At 49.5% G+C, this 18,773-nt stretch carries 17 protein-coding genes and 1 pseudogene; 14 read left to right on the top strand and 4 right to left on the bottom strand.

The window, feature by feature from the left end; all coding sequences use genetic code 11:
- Nucleotides 1-28 precede the first annotated feature (28 nt).
- The 9 genes and pseudogenes from LUCIF_RS27300 to LUCIF_RS09475 form a co-directional block, all read left to right on the top strand.
- Nucleotides 29-130, top strand: a pseudogene (locus tag LUCIF_RS27300) (4Fe-4S binding protein); the annotation flags it as partial.
- A gap of 57 nt (nt 131-187) precedes the next feature.
- Complete coding sequence (locus tag LUCIF_RS09510; protein ID WP_207857351.1) at nt 188-1,192, top strand: electron transfer flavoprotein subunit alpha/FixB family protein; 1,005 nt, start codon at nt 188-190, stop codon at nt 1,190-1,192.
- A 55-nt stretch (nt 1,193-1,247) separates the two neighbouring features.
- The gene (locus LUCIF_RS09505) at nt 1,248-1,664 is read left to right on the top strand and encodes a MaoC family dehydratase (protein ID WP_122627644.1); all 417 of its coding nucleotides are present in this window, start codon (nt 1,248-1,250) and stop codon (nt 1,662-1,664) included.
- A 160-nt stretch (nt 1,665-1,824) separates the two neighbouring features.
- Complete coding sequence (locus tag LUCIF_RS09500; protein WP_207857326.1) at nt 1,825-3,423, top strand: sigma 54-interacting transcriptional regulator; 1,599 nt, start codon at nt 1,825-1,827, stop codon at nt 3,421-3,423.
- A gap of 360 nt (nt 3,424-3,783) precedes the next feature.
- On the top strand, nt 3,784-4,587 hold the full coding sequence (locus LUCIF_RS09495; RefSeq protein WP_122627642.1) for an N-acyl homoserine lactonase family protein: 804 nt from the start codon (nt 3,784-3,786) through the stop codon (nt 4,585-4,587).
- Nucleotides 4,588-4,622: 35 nt separating this feature from the next.
- Nucleotides 4,623-6,071, top strand: coding sequence for a 4-hydroxyphenylacetate 3-hydroxylase family protein (locus tag LUCIF_RS09490; RefSeq protein WP_122627641.1), 1,449 nt, complete (start codon nt 4,623-4,625; stop codon nt 6,069-6,071).
- Between the two features lie 28 nt (nt 6,072-6,099).
- On the top strand, nt 6,100-6,393 hold the full coding sequence (locus tag LUCIF_RS09485) for a NifU family protein (RefSeq protein ID WP_122627639.1): 294 nt from the start codon (nt 6,100-6,102) through the stop codon (nt 6,391-6,393).
- Complete coding sequence (locus tag LUCIF_RS09480) at nt 6,383-6,715, top strand: hypothetical protein (protein ID WP_122627638.1); 333 nt, start codon at nt 6,383-6,385, stop codon at nt 6,713-6,715. Before LUCIF_RS09485 ends, LUCIF_RS09480 begins: the two co-directional genes overlap by 11 nt.
- A complete protein-coding gene (locus LUCIF_RS09475; RefSeq protein ID WP_122627636.1) occupies nt 6,684-7,979 on the top strand; it encodes an acetyl-CoA hydrolase/transferase family protein in 1,296 nt (431 codons plus the stop codon). The genes LUCIF_RS09480 and LUCIF_RS09475 overlap by 32 nt, the downstream gene beginning before the upstream one ends.
- 113 nt (nt 7,980-8,092) lie before the next feature.
- Here LUCIF_RS09475 and LUCIF_RS09470 read toward each other — a convergent pair whose 3' ends face one another.
- Nucleotides 8,093-9,490 (bottom strand): GntP family permease, encoded by a 1,398-nt coding sequence (locus tag LUCIF_RS09470; RefSeq protein ID WP_122627635.1) that lies wholly within the window; start codon nt 9,488-9,490, stop codon nt 8,093-8,095.
- 395 nt (nt 9,491-9,885) lie between these two features.
- Between LUCIF_RS09470 and LUCIF_RS09465 the strand changes: the two genes are divergently transcribed.
- The 5 genes from LUCIF_RS09465 to LUCIF_RS09445 all read left to right on the top strand — a co-directional run bounded on the left by LUCIF_RS09465 (nt 9,886) and on the right by LUCIF_RS09445 (nt 15,478).
- Nucleotides 9,886-10,626 (top strand): beta-ketoacyl-ACP reductase, encoded by a 741-nt coding sequence (locus tag LUCIF_RS09465; RefSeq protein WP_122627634.1) that lies wholly within the window; start codon nt 9,886-9,888, stop codon nt 10,624-10,626.
- Nucleotides 10,627-10,797: 171 nt separating this feature from the next.
- The gene (locus LUCIF_RS09460) at nt 10,798-12,894 is read left to right on the top strand and encodes a sigma 54-interacting transcriptional regulator (RefSeq protein WP_122627633.1); all 2,097 of its coding nucleotides are present in this window, start codon (nt 10,798-10,800) and stop codon (nt 12,892-12,894) included.
- 134 nt (nt 12,895-13,028) lie between these two features.
- A complete protein-coding gene (locus tag LUCIF_RS09455) occupies nt 13,029-14,219 on the top strand; it encodes a metallophosphoesterase (RefSeq protein ID WP_122627632.1) in 1,191 nt (396 codons plus the stop codon).
- 38 nt (nt 14,220-14,257) lie between these two features.
- Nucleotides 14,258-14,803, top strand: a complete 546-nt coding sequence (locus LUCIF_RS09450) for an O-acetyl-ADP-ribose deacetylase (RefSeq protein WP_122627631.1) — start codon at nt 14,258-14,260, stop codon at nt 14,801-14,803.
- Between the two features lie 102 nt (nt 14,804-14,905).
- Nucleotides 14,906-15,478, top strand: coding sequence for a glucose-6-phosphate isomerase family protein (locus LUCIF_RS09445; RefSeq protein WP_122627630.1), 573 nt, complete (start codon nt 14,906-14,908; stop codon nt 15,476-15,478).
- 11 nt (nt 15,479-15,489) lie between these two features.
- On the opposite strand, the gene LUCIF_RS09440 is transcribed toward LUCIF_RS09445, so the two are convergent.
- The 3 genes from LUCIF_RS09440 to LUCIF_RS09430 all read right to left on the bottom strand — a co-directional run bounded on the left by LUCIF_RS09440 (nt 15,490) and on the right by LUCIF_RS09430 (nt 18,727).
- Nucleotides 15,490-16,107 carry a DJ-1/PfpI family protein gene (locus tag LUCIF_RS09440; protein ID WP_122627629.1) on the bottom strand — a complete coding sequence of 206 codons (618 nt, stop codon included), beginning with the start codon at nt 16,105-16,107 and terminating at the stop codon, nt 15,490-15,492.
- Between the two features lie 38 nt (nt 16,108-16,145).
- Nucleotides 16,146-17,006 carry a YitT family protein gene (locus LUCIF_RS09435; protein ID WP_122627628.1) on the bottom strand — a complete coding sequence of 287 codons (861 nt, stop codon included), beginning with the start codon at nt 17,004-17,006 and terminating at the stop codon, nt 16,146-16,148.
- Nucleotides 17,007-17,128: 122 nt separating this feature from the next.
- Nucleotides 17,129-18,727, bottom strand: a complete 1,599-nt coding sequence (locus tag LUCIF_RS09430) for an amidohydrolase (protein ID WP_122627627.1) — start codon at nt 18,725-18,727, stop codon at nt 17,129-17,131.
- Nucleotides 18,728-18,773 lie beyond the last annotated feature (46 nt).

The raw sequence follows: 18,773 nt of genomic DNA, 5'->3' as shown, positions 1-18,773 counted from the left end.
GGCTGTTGTAGTAAAAAAAGCGGAATGTATTGGCTGCGGCGCCTGTGTGGGCACCTGTCCGTTCGGCGCCATCGAAATGCGGGAGGACAAGGCGTTTATCACCGAGGCCTGTACGGCCTGCGGCGCGTGTATCGATGTCTGTCCCGTCGGGGCGATTGTCCGGGAAACGGAAGAAAAGAACGTGGCCATGGATAAGGCGGAATACAAGGGCGTCTGGGTGTATGTGGAACAAGTGGGCGGACAGGCCCGCAATGTAGCGCATGAACTTCTGGGCCAGGGAAGGCTGCTGGCGGATGCGCTGGGGCAGGAACTGGCCGGCGTGATCATCGGGGAACAGGTGGCAGGGCTGGCAAAAGAAGTCTTTGCCAACGGGGCCGATAAAGTCTATTTGGTGGAAGGCCCGGAATTCAGCCATTACAACACCGACGCGTACACCATTACTCTGACGGACCTCATCAAAACCTATAAACCGTCCGTAATCCTGATGGGCGCGACCAACGACGGACGGGACCTGGGGCCCCGGGTGGCGGCCCGGGTAGGAACGGGCCTGACGGCGGATTGCACTAATCTGGGCATTGACGAGCCAACAGGCCTGGTGGCCTGGACCCGGCCGGCCTTCGGGGGCAATATTATGGCGACCATCCTGTGCCCGGAACACCGGCCGCAAATGGGGACGGTGCGGCCGAAAGTATTCAAGAAACCGGAACCGGATTTCTCGCGCGCGGGAGAAGTGGTGCGGGTGACGAGCAAAGTCAAAGCGGCGGACCTGCGCACGAAATTGGTGGACCTCATTCAGGTATGTACGGCATCCTGCAACCTGGAAGAAGCGGAGATCATTGTATCCGGCGGACGGGGCCTGTGCAAGCCGGAGAATTTTGCCCTGATCGAGGAACTGGCGGAGGCGCTGGGCGGAGCGGTCGGAGCTTCGCGGGCGGCGGTTGACGCAGGCTGGAAGCCGGCGCTGCATCAGGTCGGCCAGACGGGCAAGACGGTGGGACCCAAAGTGTACTTTGCCTGCGGTATCTCCGGGGCCATTCAGCATCTGGCCGGGATGTCGTCGTCGGATATTATTGTGGCCATCAACAAAGATCCGGACGCGCCGATTTTCAAAGTGGCCAATTACGGCATTGTCGGCGACGTCCTGGAAGTGTTGCCGGCTTTGACCGCCGAGTTTAAGAAAATTAGGGGATAAGCAAAACGGATACCGGATTGTCCTGGTTATTACAAAGCGGAAGGGAAGGAAGAATATGATTCAGGACGTTAAGTTTGCCGATATTCAGGTAGGCGATAAGGCCAGTATGTCCAAGACGGTTACCGAATATGATGTCTATACCTTTGCAGGATTGACCGGCGATTTCAATCCCGTGCATGTCAATGCGGAATTTGCCAAAGGCACTATGTTTAAAGAACGCATTGCCCATGGTATGCTGTCGGTTGGTTTTATTTCCGCCGTACTGGGAACGACCCTTCCCGGTGCGAACACCATTTATCTGGGACAAGAGGTTGCGTTTAAGGCGCCGGTAAAAATCGGCGATACGGTGACCGCAACGGTGGAGGTCGTCGAAAAGATTGAGGCGAAAAAACGTCTTATTCTGAAAACAACCGTAACCAATCAGGAAGGAACGGTTGTGATTGACGGCAAAGCAACGGTTATGAAAAAGTAGGATAAGAGAGAAAAAAGGCTGTCCTCAGAGCGATAATGCTTTGGGGACAGTTTTTTTCTAAGACTCTAAAGGAAAATAATAAAAAACTTAGAATGTATTTTTTAGAAGAATACAATGTTCGAGGCATGGGAGTTCTGAGCTGGAATCGGGGGGGATATGAGTGAAAATTGCAAATGTTTGTGCAAAAATAAAGCCCATACCAAAGACAAGTACCATAAGGCAAGGAATGGAGGCCATGCTTGCCGCCGATGTCAGTTTCTTGCCTGTCGTCGATGAGAATTTAAACTATGTTGGCACTGTTAAAATGAAAGGATTGGCGACGGCCTGTCTTGATGCGGCGGCAGATGCAACGATTGAGGCCTGGATTGAAACGGATAGTGCGGTTGCATTCGCCGACGGTGATTTAATTACTGAATTGGAGGCTATTATCAATTCCTCGTATGATGGGATCTTTATCACGGATGGTGATGGAACCGTGATAAGATTGAATGAGGCTTACGAACGGATTACCGGTGTTAAGGCCGGTCAGGTGACCGGTAAGAATATGGCCGCTCTGGTAAAGGAAGGAGTTTACGATCAGTCCGTAACATTGCTGGTATTGCAACGCGGGGAAAGTGTCACCATTAATCAAACGGTGAAACCTACCAACAAGCATATTTTAGTTACCGGTAACCCGGTTTTTAATGAACGGGGGCAGATAATTCGGGTAGTAACGAATGTCAGGGATGTTACCGAACTTGTCAATCTGCAGAATAAACTTTCTAAAACAGTGGCGGAAACCCTAAAATATCAGACAGAATTATCCCTTTTACGGTCCCTGCAGCTGAAAGAAGCGGATATTATCTATCGTAGTACAGCGATGGCTTCGGTCGTCGAATTGGCCGTAAAAGTTGCCGACGTAAATTCTAACGTGCTGATTACCGGTGAATCGGGAACTGGTAAAGAACTGGTGGCTAAATTAATTCATCGCCAGGGTAAGGGCGATACTAAGCCGTTTATTAAGATAAACTGCGGTGCTATTCCTGATAATCTCTTAGAGTCTGAGCTGTTTGGCTATGCGGGAGGCGCATTTACCGGAGCCCGGAAAGAGGGAAAGCCGGGGTTATTTGAATTGGCCCATAAGGGCACGCTGTTTCTTGATGAAATTGGTGAGATGCCGCCGGTGTTACAGGTTAAGCTGCTGCGGGCGATTCAGGAAAAGACCATTACCAGAGTAGGCGGTGTGAGTTCCGTGGCGGTTAACGTCAGGATTATTGCCGCAACCCATCGAGATTTATCACAAATGGTGAAAAAGGGAACTTTCCGGGAAGATTTATTTTACCGGCTCATGGTGGTGCCGATTCATATGCCGCCGTTACGGGAACATAAAGGAGACATCCCCCTGTTGATTAAGCATTTTGTCGATAAATTGAATAGGGAGTTTGGATTTGCCAAAACGATTTCCCCCCAGGTTGTTGACAAATTAATAGAGTATTCCTGGCCGGGTAACGTACGGGAACTGGAAAACCTGATTGAACGCCTGATTGTTACATCCCCTGCCGATGAAATAAAGATAGAACAAATACCAGATTCGATAGCGAAACGGAAAGTGCTATCCAAAGGCAGTAAATTAAAAATGACTATGGAGCAAATTGAAGCGCATTTTCTGGCGGAGGCATTTAAGGAATATCAATCCTGGCCGAAAGTTGCCGAAGAATTAGGGATGAATCGGTCCACTATTTTTAGAAAAGCCAGTAAATATAAATTACTTGATAAATAGGGAGTTGGGGAGGAGAATTTTGAGGCTTGGGTTCAAGGTTGCAAGTATGCAACTTAGTTGCAACAGTGCGACGATCCGGGATATCAAATCATAAGGCTGTAGAGGAAATTTTTTTAGATGCAGTTTTGCAACCGAATATTCACAATATTTAAAAAATAGCCTAATGAGAGGCTTTTTTTATTCTGGATTTTTCCATGAACGTAATAAAGCGGAATGCCGAAAAATCCTGTGGTTTAAGCGATAGCGTCTGGTGTTTTAGATGATTGACAAGGTACTTTATAATTTTGGCATGATATTTGCGAAAGTAATCGATAGACTGTGCGCGCAGCCGGTAAGAAAAAACGGTTGGGAGGTTAGCGGATGAAGGTTTATGTGCTGGATAACGGGTGGCTGGAATGCGATGCCAATTGGATGGTCGGTCTTTCCACGGTAGCAACATTGCAGAATAAAGAATGTCGGCATAAATGGCTCAAAATACCTGTATATTGTGTTCTAATTGATCATCCGGAAGGGAAAATTCTGTTTGACCTTGGCTGTCATCCGAATGCCATGAAAGGGTATTGGCCGAACGGATTAGTGAGTATATTCCCCTATTACTATAATGAAAACCAGGATCTGGAGAGGCAGCTGGCTTTGACCGGTACCAAGCCGGGAGATATAAAAACAATCATTCTATCACACATGCACCTTGACCACGCCGGCAATCTTTATCGGTTTGAACATGCCGATGTTTATGTGCATCGCAAGGATTTTGAATATGGGCAAACCCTCGTCCATTTGTCACCGCAGCCGGAAAATCACGGCGCTTATGTAAAAGCCGACATGGAAGTTGCCGTAAAGCAGTTTCATTTGGTTGATAAAGATTTCGAGCTGGTTCCCGGAGTCGAAATTATCTCTTTACCGGGGCATACCCCGGGTGTCCTGGGGGTAATTGTTCATCTCGCAAAAGAAGGGACCTTGATTTTTCCGCAAGATGCAGTTTATACCAGAGAAAATTATGGGCCTCCGGTTAAAGCATCAGGTATCGTGCATGACAGTTTGGCCTTTTTCAGTTCTGTGGAAAAAGTCCGCAATTATGCCAGAAAGTATAATGCCAAAGTAATGTTCTCTCATGATATGGAGTTTTTTAAAACAATGAAACATGCGCCGCAATATTATGAGTGAGTTGAATAATTTGAATAAAACAAGGAGGTATTTTTATGGCATTGAAAACACCGGAGCAATATGAGGAGAGCTTGCGTAAATTAAAACTTAAGGTCTACCTGCAAGGCGAGCTGGTGGAAAATCCGGTGGACCATCCAATTATCAGACCATCAATGAATTCGGTCAAGGCCACTTATGAGCTGGCGCAAGATCCGCAGTATGAGGATCTCATGACGGCAACATCCCATTTAACCGGTAAAAAGATTAACCGTTTCTGTCATTTGCACCAAAGTGCTGAGGATTTGGTGAAAAAAGTTAAAATGCAGCGTCTGTTGGGGCAGAAGACAGCTGCCTGCTTCCAGCGCTGTGTCGGCATGGATGCGATCAACGCCGTTGACAGCACGACCTTTGAAATGGACCGGAAATTAGGCACCGGTTACCATGAGCGGTTCAGCCAATTTTTGCGTAAGATGCAGGAAGAAGACTGGACGGTTGACGGTGCCATGACGGACCCCAAAGGAGACCGCAGCCTTGCTCCCAGTAAACAGGCCGACCCCGACCTCTTCGTTCATGTAGTGGAGAAACGGCAAGACGGGATTGTTGTATGCGGCGCGAAAGCTCATCAGACCGGCGCGATTAATTCGCATTGGATTTTGATTATGCCGACCATAGCCATGGGCAAAGAGGATGCCGACTACGCTGTTTCTTTCTGCGCGCCGGCCGATGCTGAAGGAATTTTCTATATCTATGGCCGTCAGTCCTGCGATACCCGCAAACTGGAAGGCGGTAGCATTGATGTCGGCAATAAGCAGTTTGGCGGTCATGAAGCGCTGATGGTGTTTGATCACGTATTTATTCCCTGGGAGAATGTGTTTATGTGCGGCGAATATGAATTTGCCGGCGTGCTGGTCGAACGGTTTGCCGGCTATCACCGTCAAAGCTACGGTGGCTGTAAAGTTGGCGTGGGTGATGTATTAATCGGCGCCGCCGCTCTGGCTGCCGATTATAACGGTGCGGCGAAAGCATCCCATATTAAGGATAAACTCATCGAAATGACGCATCTCAACGAGACCCTGTACGCTTGCGGGATTGCCTGTTCGGCGGAAGGTCATCCAACGGCTTCGGGCACATATATTATCGACCTGCTGCTAGCCAATGTTTGTAAACAGAATGTAACCCGCTTTCCTTATGAGATCGCCCGTCTGGCGGAAGATATTGCTGGTGGGTTGATGGTAACTATGCCGTCGGAAAAGGATCTCAACCACCCCCAAATCGGTAAAGTTGTTGAAAAGTATTTTAAAGGCGTAGCTTCTGTTCCTACCGAAGACCGTATGCGAATTTTACGGTTAATTGAAAACCTGACCCTGGGAACCGCCGCCGTTGGTTACCGTACGGAATCCATGCATGGCGCGGGGTCGCCGCAGGCCCAGCGGATTATGATTTCCCGGCAGGGTAATTTGGAACAGAAGAAACAATTGGCTAAGAGAATCGCCGGCATTTCTTAGGCACCAATTAATGGCAGAGGATAGGAATATGGAAAAGTTAGCGGAAGTCATTGCCAACAAGGTGCGGCCGGTACTCGCCGGTCATAATGGGAATATCGAACTGTTGGAAGTAACCCCGGACGGATATGTTAAAGTGAAGTTGCTGGGGGCGTGCAGTGCATGCCCCGGTGCTCAACTAACATTATCCGAACTGGTCGCAAGAGAACTGAAAGAAGTATATCCGGAACTTAAAGGGGTGGTGCCGCTGCAGCCGGTTAGTGACGACCTGATCGAGGTGGCCCTTGCCATTCTGCGTCAGGGTAAAAGCAGAAATGAGCAATAGACCGTTCCGTATCAGTATCCGGTTCTGTGGCGGATGCAATCCCCGGATTGACCGGAGACGCATTGCGGCAGAAATGAAAGATTGTTTGGTCAAAAGCGGCTACGTGGTCATTTATAATAGTTTAAATGCCGATTTTATTATCTATCTGAGCGGCTGTACAGCCAACTGTGCCCGGCGCTACAGCGGCAGCAGCACTCCCGCTGCCGTAATTGCGGCCAATACGCTTGACGCAGTGGTAGTGGCAGAAGAACAGCTCGGCATGCAAGCTATCAAAAAAGTGAGGGATTCTATTGGAAAGTTGGAGAAACCGTTATCGTCATAAACTGGTTTCCGCCGAACAGGCATTGGGTAGCATAAAACCGGGGGACAGAGTAGTAGTCGGCCATGCCTGCGGTGAACCGCAGGCGCTGGTAGCAGCGCTGGCCGCCAGAGCGCCGGAACTTAATGATGTGGAAGTTGTTCATATGGTAGCGATGGGACCGGCTCCGTACGCCCAACCGGGAATGGAGAAAAGTTTTCGTCATAATGCATTATTTGTGGGTGCATCCACCAGAAAGGCAGTCGAGGAAAAGCGGGCGGATTATACTCCCTGCTTTTTTTCCGAAATACCGCGCTTGTTTAAAGAAAATATTTTGCCGGTAGATGCGGTCCTCATGCAGGTTACCCCGCCGGACGAAAACGGCTTTTGCAGTCTCGGCGTATCTGTAGACTATACTTTGCCCGCTGCCGAGGGTGCCAGAACGGTCATTGCCCAGATGAACAATCAAATGCCGCGGACGGGAGGAACTAAAATAGGACTGGACCAGATTACCTATATTGTAGAAAAAGATGAAGCCCTACTTGAGCTAAAATCACCTTCGATCGGTGAACTGGAACGCAGGATCGGCGAAAATGTTGCCAGTCTGATTCCGGATGGAGCGACTCTGCAGTTAGGGATCGGTGCCATTCCCGATGCGGTATTGTTATTTTTAAAGGACAAAAAAGACTTAGGCATCCATTCGGAAATGTTTTCCGATGGCGTGGCATTTTTAGCCGAGGCTGGCGTCATCACGAACCGGAAAAAAACGATCAATACCGGGAAATTTACGGCGACGTTTTTAATGGGAACACGCAAACTATATGATTTCGTTGATAATAACCCAAATGTTGAATTATATCCTGTGGATTACGTTAATGATCCCTATATTATCGGCCAACATACAAACATGGTATCCATTAATTCCGCTCTGCAGGTGGATTTGATGGGACAAGTGAACGCAGAAATGCTTGGTTGCCGGCAGTTCAGCGGCATTGGCGGTCAAGTGGATTTTGTCCGGGGGGCAAGCCGTTCCCCGGGAGGAAAAGCAATCATTGCCTTGCCGTCTACCGCAGCTCAAGGAAAGATATCCCGCATCTGTCCTGAGCTTGACCGGGGGGCGGCTGTTTCGACATCGCGCAATGATGTCCACTATGTAGTGACAGAATATGGGGTGGCCAGCCTGCGGGGAAAAAGTCTCCGCCAAAGAGCACAAGAATTGATTGCTGTCAGTCACCCGGAGTTCCGGGAAGTTTTGACAATTCAGGCCAGGGAAAAAGGGCTTATCTAGGGCTATAGTTTGTGATTGAATAAAAGAGAGAGCGATTGGCGAACAGCCAATCGCTCTCTGACTAAGACACGCGTAGATTCTGTCAGAATAATTCCGGTTTTTGTCCGGTTCGTTTACAGAATGCCTGTAAGGGTATGAAGCAGAATGACAACGAACACCATACAGGTTTTAATTATGGTCATGGCAAAGATATCGCCGTAGGAATCTTTGTGTGTCATGCCGCAAACCGCCAGCAGCGTAATGACGGCGCCATTGTGAGGCAACGTATCCATCCCGCCGGAAGCCATGGAAGCAACCCGGTGGAGAATTTCCGGCGACATGCCGACGGAATGGGCCCAGGCGAGCCAATTCTTGGACATAAGATCCAGGGCGATGGACATCCCGCCGGAAGCGGACCCGGTTACGCCGGCCAGGACGTTAACCGTAACTGCTTCGGAAACCAACGGCGAGCCGCCGATTTTAATTCCCATTAGGGCGGCGGAAATGGCTTTGAAACCGGGCAGGGAGGCGATAATGTTACCATAGCCAACTTCGGAGGCGGTATTCATGATGGCAAGAAGCGAACCGATGGCACCGGCGTTTAACGATTTGGCCAGCATGCCTTTGCCGAGATTTTTATAGCCTAGGGCGATAGCCAGCAGAATGCCGGAAGCCAGGGCGATAATCAGGGACCAGATGCTGATTACATTTTTTACGGCCGGAGCGGTCAACGGCAGTTTCATCGCTTTGAAAGGTTCCAGCATATGAGGATTCCATTGGAATACCTGGGTCATAAGAAAATTGACAACCAGTACGGCAATCAACGGCAGAACCCCGAGTTGCCAGGACGGCAGCGCGGCATCTTCCTTGATTTCCGGTTCATTAAGGGTATGATTACCATAGCCTTCCCCTTTGGCGGCAGCCTGTTTCCGGCGGCGTTCCAGCCACAAAATGCCGAGGGTGAAAATGGAAAGTCCGCCGAGGGTGCCGAGAATGGGGGCGGAATAAATAGTAGTGCCGAAAAAGTTGGTAGGAATCAAATTTTGAATCTGGGGGGTACCCGGCAGACTGTCCATCGTAGCGGTAAAGGCGCCTAGTGCAATGGCACCGGGCAGCAGCCGTTTGGGAATGTCCGCTTCGCGGAACAGGGCGGCGGCAAAGGGATAAACGGCAAATACTACAACGAAGAGGCTGACACCGCCGTAGGTCAGGACGGCGCCGGCGAGGACCACCGACAGGATAGCCCGGTCTTTGCCCAGTGATTTAATGATAAAATGGGCAATTCCTTTGGCCAGACCCGTATCCTCCATGATTTTGCCGAATACGGCGCCCAGTAAAAATACAGGAAAAAACGATTTAATGTAAACTACGGCTTTGGCCATAAATAATTCCGTATAAGCAGGCATTACGGACAGGCCTGACAATGAAGCGGCAAGCAGGGCAAATACAGGGGCAAAAAGAATGACGGAAAAACCTCTGTAAGCAAAGAACATTAATAAGAACAAACTTAGCAGAATGCCTATAACTTCCATGCAATTACCTCCTAATGATTTCTGAAATTTTGAATTAAGCAGATGCGCAACCGGCCGGCGAGTACCTCCTTCCATTGTCCACTCACTTTACTATAAAGCAAGATTTGTGCCAAACTTCACTTTGACTGAAAGTACAGAAAAAATGAATATTTTCAGACGATAATACCTGGGAAGTTGTGTACAGAAAAATAGACGGTGTATAGGTAACCAGACACAATCCAGGGTTTGGAAGGAAGCCGAAAGAGCGGAGCGGGAATCGAAAAAGAATGCTTTGTCAACCCGATGTTGGTCATTATCTATAGGATAAAGGAATCCGGTAAATCAATCTGTGAATAATTGGCATGCATTTTGCACTAGACTGGATGAGACTTACTAGTATTGGAGGGAGTGTAATTATGCGCGGATTGAAAAATAAGGTGATTATTATTACGGGGGCGGCCAGCGGAATCGGTAAAGCAACGGCTTTGCGATTTGCCGAAGAGGGAGCCAAAGTGGCTGTTGCCGATTTTGGCGATGGAACGGCCACGGTAAATGAAGTGACGGCCAACGGCGGTGAAGCTGTCTATGTGAATGTAAACGTTACCGATACAGACAGTGTAAAGGCAATGGTCGAGAAAGTGGTCGCCGTTTTTGGCAAGGTGGATGTATTGATTAATAATGCCGGCATAACCAAAGACGCCATGATGAAAAAAATGACCCGGGAAGCGTGGGATGCTGTCATAAATGTGAATCTGACCGGCGTGTTCAACTGTACTTCGGCGGTGCTGCCTTATATGCTGGAGCAAAAGTCCGGCGTTGTACTGACGAGTTCGTCCGTTGTCGGTATTTACGGCAATTTGGGACAGACCAATTATGCGGCGACCAAATGGGGCGTTATCGGTATGACTAAGTCCTGGGCCAAGGAAATGGCTAGGAATGGTTTACGCTTTAACTGTGTAGCCCCTGGTTTTATCGGTACGGACATGGTGAAAAAGATACCTGAACAGGTGTTGCAGGAAAAGATTCTGGTTAAAGTACCGGCCGGACGTCTGGGGGAACCGGAAGAGATTGCTGCCGCCTTTGCCTTTCTAGCCTCGGACGACGCTAAATTTATTAATGGAACGGTCCTGAGCGTAGACGGGGCCTGTACCTTATAACCAAGCTCCCGCTTGCATATAAGTAAGAAACCTCCCGGAAAAATTTCCCGGGGGGTTTTCTTCGCGGGCGGGCTTTCTATATGTCTAAAAAGATGTACAGGCAGAGGAATTTAGTATTATGTTGTCGAATTATCACTAAAAAGAATCCAGGTTGGACTCGGGAGGTGCACTATGCTCATACGTGAGTTGATGAGTCCTAATGTTGCGATTGTTGCTCCGGACATGTCGCTGCGGCAGGCGGCTATCGCAATGGCGGAAAAAGCAGCTCAAGGGGCCGCTGTTGTTGATGACGGGGGACGGATTATCGGTTGGGTAAAACAATCCCAATTGATTGACGCGATGGCAGCAGATGATTTTGACGGCGCCGGCCGGCGCCGGGTCAATGAAGTGATGCTCTCCGATATGCTGATTCTTCGCACCAATATGAATGTTAAAGAATTACAAAATTTTGATTTTTATAAATATGACCTTTTTCCGGTGGCCGATGCGGCCAATCGCCCTGTCGGCACGCTGCGGCAAAATGATCTGGTCCGGTTTCTGACGGAAAATGCTTTGTTAATAACCGGAAAAATGCGGGCTGTTTTGAATTCCGTTTATAATGGCGTAATTGCCGTCAATGAGGAGGGAAAAATCAACATCTTCAATGATGCTGCCGAGTCCATTACCGGCTTGAGCCGCAAAGAGGTAATGTGGCATTCCATTGATGAAATTATCCCCAATACCGGTCTGAAACGGGTTTTGGAAACAGGCCAGCCGGAATTAAACAAGCCGTTTTTTATCGGCAATTGCAAGATTGTCACCAATCGTTCGCCGATTTTGAAAGGCAGCAAGATTGTCGGCGCTGTGGCCATTTTTCAGGATATCACGGAACTGCAGACGGTCGCCGCAGAGCTGGAAAACGTAAAGAGTCTGAAGAGTACTTTGGAATCGGCGATTGCCAGTTTGTTTGAAGGCATCGTCATTGTCGATAAAAATGGCTATATAACGATGATGAACCAATCCTACGGAGAATTTCTCGGCATTGATGCCCGGCAGGCTATTGGTCTGCATGTTGCCGACGTCATCCCCAATACACGCATGCATGTTGTGGCCCAGGGCGGCAAGGCCGAAGTGATGGAAATCCAAAAAATCAAGGAGAATAACAGCGTGGTAACCCGTATCCCGATTATTAAAGACGGGGAAGTGGTCGGGGCTGTCGGCAAAGTATTATTTAAAGATTTAAAAGACCTGAAAATGGTTGCCAGTAACATGAGTAAGTTACAGTCGGAACTGGAATATTACCGGGAAGAATTACGCAAGCTTTATACCGGCAAATATACGGTAGAACAGATTGTGGGCAACAGTTCCGCCATTAACTATCTCAAATCCATTGCGCTGAAAGCGGCGAAAGGCCAGTCTACCGTTCTTATTCTGGGGGAAAGCGGCACCGGCAAAGAAGTTTTTGCCCAGGCGATTCACAATGCCAGTCCAAGAAGCAGTGGTCCTTTTATTAAAATTAACTGCGCGGCGGTACCGGAGAATCTACTGGAATCAGAATTATTCGGCTATGATGAAGGCGCTTTTACCGGGGCCAAGAAAGGCGGCAAGCCGGGTAAATTTGAATTGGCTAACGGCGGAACAATTTTCCTGGACGAGATTGGCGACATGCCTGTGGCTATGCAGGCCAAATTATTGCGCGTGCTGCAGGAACGGGAAATTGAACGGGTTGGCGGAACCAAGTCCCTGAAGATTAATGTGCGGGTTATCGCCGCCACGAACCGGGACTTGGAAAATATGATTGAGCAGGGTCAGTTCCGTCAGGATTTATATTACCGGCTGAATATTATTCCCATTCATATCCCGCCGCTTAGAGAGCGGCGGGAGGATATACCGGCACTCTGTCAATTTCTTTTGCATAAAATTAGCGAGCAGGCGCCGAATCAGGCTGAAGGGGTCTCGGATGACGCTATGGAATATATATTGAACTATGATTGGCCGGGCAATGTCCGGGAGCTGGAGAATGTGCTGGAACGGGCGGTCAATCTGATGGATGAGGACGAGCAGATGATCATACCGGAACATTTGCCGCAGATTTGCAAAAAGTCCCGTAAGAAACAAACTCTCGGAATCGGAGTGGCCAATTTGTCCGACATGGTGGACAATGCGGAGAAGCAGGCCATTTGTCAGGCTCTGGAAGCTGCGGGCGGAAACAAAAGTAAAGCCGCCAAACTGCTCGGCATTCATCGCTCCGGCTTTTACCAGAAATTGCAGAAATACAATATTGGCTAATAAATGAGAAAAACCGCGCTAAGCGGTTTTTCTTGTTTTACGAAGGAGCACCCCTGGCGGGTGGAGAATAGAATTGGTATTTAGATGTAAAATAAAAAATAGCCACTTGGAATTCCGGTGGCAAGGGAGATATTATGCGGACCCCATCACCTTTTCTCTTGTTTTTACTACTGGTCCCGCTGGTGATCAGCCTGCTGGATTATTTATGGTTAAAACGGCTGTTTCCGGTCAAATTTAAACGCTGGAAGCGGCATTATTGGCTTATGACCGGACTGGGGCTTTTACTCATGACCGGCAGCCGCTGGAAACCGTTTGCCGCCGGTATGGGACGGGAAATATACGGATTGCTTTTGTATATGGGATATGTCTGGGTGATTGGACTGGTTTTCTTTTTTTTACTGGCCCCGGTTGTCTATGGCATCTTTTGGATTGCAACCCGGCAGCCGGCCTCCGCTGCAGATGAGACTGTAAACAGCGGGATCAGCCGCCGCGAATTTTTACGCCGCGGTCTGGTGGCTGTTCCGACCCTATCCCTTGGTTTAAGCGCCGGGGGCGTTTATGGCAGTATTGCCGATATGGCTGTCAACCGGTTCAATTTGGCCTGGCCGGAATTGCCGCCCGCTCTTGATGGATTTAAGATTGCCCAGATCAGTGATACTCATATAGGACCTTTTTTTTCCGTGGAACGTCTGGCTAAGGTACTATCCCTTACGCAGAGGGAGAAGCCTCACTTACTGGTTGTGACGGGAGACTTGATTGACGACATGGATGAACTGGAGAAAACCCTGAACCGGTTGAGCGAATTTAGTGCGGCCGTACCCTATGGCATCTATTATATCTGGGGCAATCATGAATATTTTCACGATATTCGTAAAATTAGAGCCGCCTTGCAAGGCAGGCCCATTCATTTGCTGGTAAACGAGGCGCAAGAAATAATCGGTGGCAGTCAGCCTTTTTATTTATTGGGGGTTGATTATCCATGGGCGAAGAATGGCAAGGACCAGGAGGCGGTACGGCATGATTTTTTTGCCCGGACGGTCCGGAATGTGCCGGCCAACGCATTTTCTGTTTTGCTATGTCACCATCCCGATTTTATCTTTAATGCCTTTGCCGGCAAGATCCCCTTTACGTTGGCCGGGCATACCCACGGCGGGCAAATCGGGCTGTTCGGAAAGCCAGTTCTGCCGCTGCAATACCATTTCATGCGCGGTATGTATAACGAAGGCAACCGCCGCGCCTATGTTCACAGCGGCACCGGCCAATGGCTGCCGTTCCGGCTGGGTTGTCCGGCCGAACTTGCGTTGTTTACTTTGCACAGGTCTTAACGAAAATGGTTATTTTGCAGGGCAGGGAGGAAAATACGATGGAAGTCAAATGGAATGATACAGTAATAAAAATTTTACGCGGTGATATAACCGAACAGGATACGGAGGCACTGGTCAACGCGGCCAACAGCCGTCTGGCGGGAGGAGGCGGGGTCGACGGCGCCATCCATGCTGCCGGCGGACCGGCTATAATGAGGGAGTTGGATAGCATTCGCGCCCGGCAGGGCGGATGCCCGGCCGGACAAGCCGTTATTACCACCGGCGGCCGTCTCAAGGCGAAGCATGTTATTCATACGGTCGGTCCGGTTTATCATGGCCGGGATGCGGAAGCCGAACTGCTTGCTGCCTGTTACGGCAATAGTATAAAGCTGGCGGCCGGCCATAACATTCATTCCCTCTCTTTTCCTTCCATTAGCACGGGTGTTTATCGTTATCCCATCAGACTGGCGGCTCCGGTGGCTCTCCGTACGGTATTCAGCCAACTGCAGATATACCCGTTGCAAGAAATCCGGTTTGTTTTATTCAGCGATGCTGATTATGAGGTGTATAGAAAAGTGGTGACTGAGCTAAAGCTGCCGGAATAGGGTTTTTAGGCATAATGCCGGGCCGTCCTTCGTATAAATGAAAGGGAGAAAAGAGCAACTGTGAATCTTTTCTCCCTCGGTAAAATGGGCGGAAGGAGATAAATGATGTACGAAAAAATTCCGGCGGGATTTTTTACCGCTTTTGACCGGCAAAACAGTCTTTTATATAATGCCGATGATTACGAAGAGCGCAAGTTGTCTGATTTACAGGGCTGTTTCGTGGCTGAAGAAATCAGGCACCAGATGGCTTTGCAGGAAAATAAAACTGTTTACCGAGTATATAAAAAAACAGCTCCCCTTGTTGCCGGCGAGTTGCTGCAGGCAGTTACCGTCCTCTTTCCGGGCACGGTAAACGGGGAATTTTTTATGACCAGGGGACATTATCATATTCATCCGAAATGTGCGGAGATATTTTTTTGTTTAGGCGGCCGCGGTTTACTGTTGCTGCAAAAGGGGAATGAAACCAAATGGGTGGAAATGAAACCGGATGTGATTGCCTATATACCGGCCGGCTGGGGGCATAGAACGGTGAATACGTCTCTTGCCGGACCCTTGGTATTTATTGCTTTCTGGCCGGCTGTTGCCGGCCAAAACTATCAGCGGCGCCTGAAAGAACCTTTTGGCAAACGAGTTTTTCAAGCGGACCGGTCCTACGTAATTGGGGATGGTGATTAAGAAAGACCGCATTAGCGGTCTTTCTTAATCTTTGCAACTCTTACTGCCGGTAATGCTTCCCAATTGATGTTGTATTCGATTTTTTGGGCCACTTCGGCAGCGAAGGGTTTACCAAACAGCAAAACCAGGAGGTAAAGTCCCAGTTCCAGGCCAGAACTGACACCGGCACCGGTAATAATCCGGTCATCATGAACCACCTTGGTTTTTTGTACCGTTACGTCCGTGTAGTTTGCCAGTTCGGCCAGCGCCGCGTGGTGGGTTGTGGCTTTCCTGCCACGCAGCAGACCTGCCTCGGCCAGAAGAAAAGCGCCCGTACAAACCGATGTAATATAATAGGCTGTTTTAGCCTGCTGCTGCAGCCAGTCTTGAATTGCCGGATTGCGCATGGCTTGCACCCGTCCTTTGCCGCCGGGGACGACAATGATATCGAGGGGCGGGCATTTCTTAAGAATGGTGTCAGGAAGGATGGTGAGGCCGTTAAAGGCCCGTACCGGTTCGGCCGACTCTGCGACGAGCGATATATTCACACTGCCCGGCTGGATTTTATTACTGTAGCTTAGTATTTCAAAGGGGCCAATAAAATCAAGCTCTTCAACTTGCGGGAATAATAAAATTCCGATGGTAAGCATCACATATCCCCTTTCTGACAGTTTACAGCGGGTTCCGTCTAATGAATCGCCCGCTTCTTCACTTGACCGCCCATTACGTCGTGGACCTCATTAACGGTAACAAATGCATTAGGGTCTTTTTCATAAATGATTGTTTTTAATTTGGCAATTTCCAGGCGGGTAATAATGGAATAAAGAATTTTACGGGGTTCGCCGGTGTAACCGCCCTCGCCCTGCCAAATGGTTACTCCCCTGCCCAGGCGGGCCATTAAGGCATGGGCAATTTCCTCCGGTTCATCCGTGACAATGAGAATGCCCTTGGATTCATCCAGGCCTTCGATGGTTATATCAATCACTTTAAACGCAATAAAGTAAGCGACCAGGGAATACATTGCTTTATCCCAGGAGAAAACCAGGCCGGCGCTGCCCAAAATAAACAGGTTCATGAACATGATGATTTCACCTACCGAAAACCCGGTCCGTTTGTCAAGCAGAATGGCGATTACTTCGGTTCCGTCCAGGGAACCGCCATAGCGGATAATCAGACCAACCCCGATTCCCACGGTAATGCCGCCGAATACGGCAGCTAAAAAGAGATCCCGGGTTACTTCGGGGGTAACATGAAGAAAACTGACCCAAAAAGACAGGGAGAATACGGAAAATAAGGTGGATAGGGCGAATGTCCTGCCGATTTGCTTATATCCCAAATATAAAAAAGGCAGGTTAAGAAAGATAAGCAAGAAGCTTAAGGGAAGCCCGGTAAGGTGGCTGGCCATTATAGATATGCCGACAATGCCGCCGTCAATGATCTGGTTGGGAACCAAAAATTCCTCCAGGCCGATCGCGGCCAAAGCGGAACCGGCAAATAGCAGAACGTATTTTTGAACGATTTTTATTGCCCGGGATTTTTTGGGGGGCATAAAACAGCCTCCTTGCCAAGACAACGGCAAAGCTTTATCAGTTAATAGCTTAATGCCGTTCTCTTTTAATATATTTCAATGGCTGCTTTTTGGTGAATACAGCCGGGGACGTCTCGTCCCATCTAGTAGTTTTGGTATGTAATCCGGCCGCCGGCGATGGTGTACACAACTTCCGTACCGGGTATCTCCGCCGGCGGTATGGATAATAGATTTTGGGAAAGGACAACCATATCGGCCAGTTTGCCGGGGGTAAGCATTCCTTTCTGGGTTTCGGCAAATTCCGCGTAAGCGCTGGTCCCTGTATAAGCGCGAATGGCTGCTTCTACACCGACTTTTTGTGCCGGCACCCATCCCTCCGGACGGGAACCGTCGATAGGCCGGCGGGTGACGGCGGCATAGATGCCGAGTAGCGGGCTGCACGGAGCCACAGGCCAGTCGGAGCCGAAGGTTACGGAAACGCCGGCGTCTAATAAGGAACGGAAGGGAAAGGCCATTTGGCAGCGTTCGGTTCCCAATTTTGTTTCTGCCCAACGGCCGTCGTCAATCAGGTGATAGGGCTGTACGGAAGCGAGGATTCTTAATTTTGCCATGCGCCGGATATCGGCAGGTGTAAGATGCTGGGCATGTTCAATACGCAGCCGGCGGTCTTTCGGGCCGTTACGGGCAATGATTTCTTCCATGATGTTTAATAAAATATGGTTGGCTCTGTCGCCGATGGCGTGAACGGAAATAGGCAGTCCGGCCTTGTCAACGGCGGTGAGGCGTTCGGTCATGATGCCGTCGGGAACCATTTGTTCAAATAGTAAGCCGTAATTTGACGGCTCATTTTGATACGGTTCAAAGAAGTAAGCTGTGGACGAACCCAGAGACCCGTCAACAAAGGCTTTGACGCCGCCTAGCTTTAACCAGGCGTCACCCTTGCCGTTGCTGGTGATATACTGCAACTGCCGTTCCCAGTCGGTAACCGGTGTGCGGGCGTAAACGCGCACAGAAAGCTTGCCGCCGGTATGAAACCGCTTCAGGGTATCCCAGTCGTCCCAGCCGGTAATGTCCTGCACGGAAGTGATTCCCTGCCGGGAAAAGTGGCAGAGAGCCGCTTCCAGGGCCGCATCCCGTTCCTTCCGGGTAGAAGGGGGAATAACGCGACGGATGAGATCCATGGCGGTATCTTTTAATATGCCTGTCGGTTCACCCGTTGCCGGATCGCGCACAATCGTGCCGCCCGGCGGGTCAGGGGTTTCCTTATTAATCCCGGCGAGGCAAAGAGCCAGGGAATTAGCCAGACCCATATGCAAGTCCAACCGGGTTACGAAAACAGGAACATGGGGTGTTTGCGGGTCAACCCATTCTTTGGACGGCAGGGGAGCACCCGGCCAAAGTTGATGGTCCCAGTTGCCGCCGGTTAACCAAGATCCGCGCGGGAGCTGAGCGGCTTTTTGGGCGATGCTGTTTTGGAAATCACTGCGGCTTTTGGCCTGACGCAAATCAATTTGCCGCAGATAAGAACCGCCTGTTATAAAATGGGTATGATTATCTATGAAGCCGGGCAGGACAAAGCGGCCGGCCAGATCAATGATTTCCGTATGACGGTTGCGCCGGGCCAGTATATCGGTCTCTGAGCCGACGGCCTGAATGACGCCGCCGGCGATACCCAGCACTTCGGTATAAGGCAATGATGCATCACCGGTCCAAACGGTTCCGTTTACTAAAATTAGATCCATCGGTAGCACCTCTCTTTATATACAACATTCGCCACCGGAATATGGC

This window comes from Allolucifera butyrica, from assembly GCF_900476375.1.
Taxonomy (GTDB): domain Bacteria; phylum Bacillota; class Negativicutes; order Sporomusales; family UPPP01; genus Lucifera; species Lucifera butyrica.
Note: the sequence above shows the minus strand (reverse complement) of the source record. Positions and strands in the feature narration are given on the sequence as shown.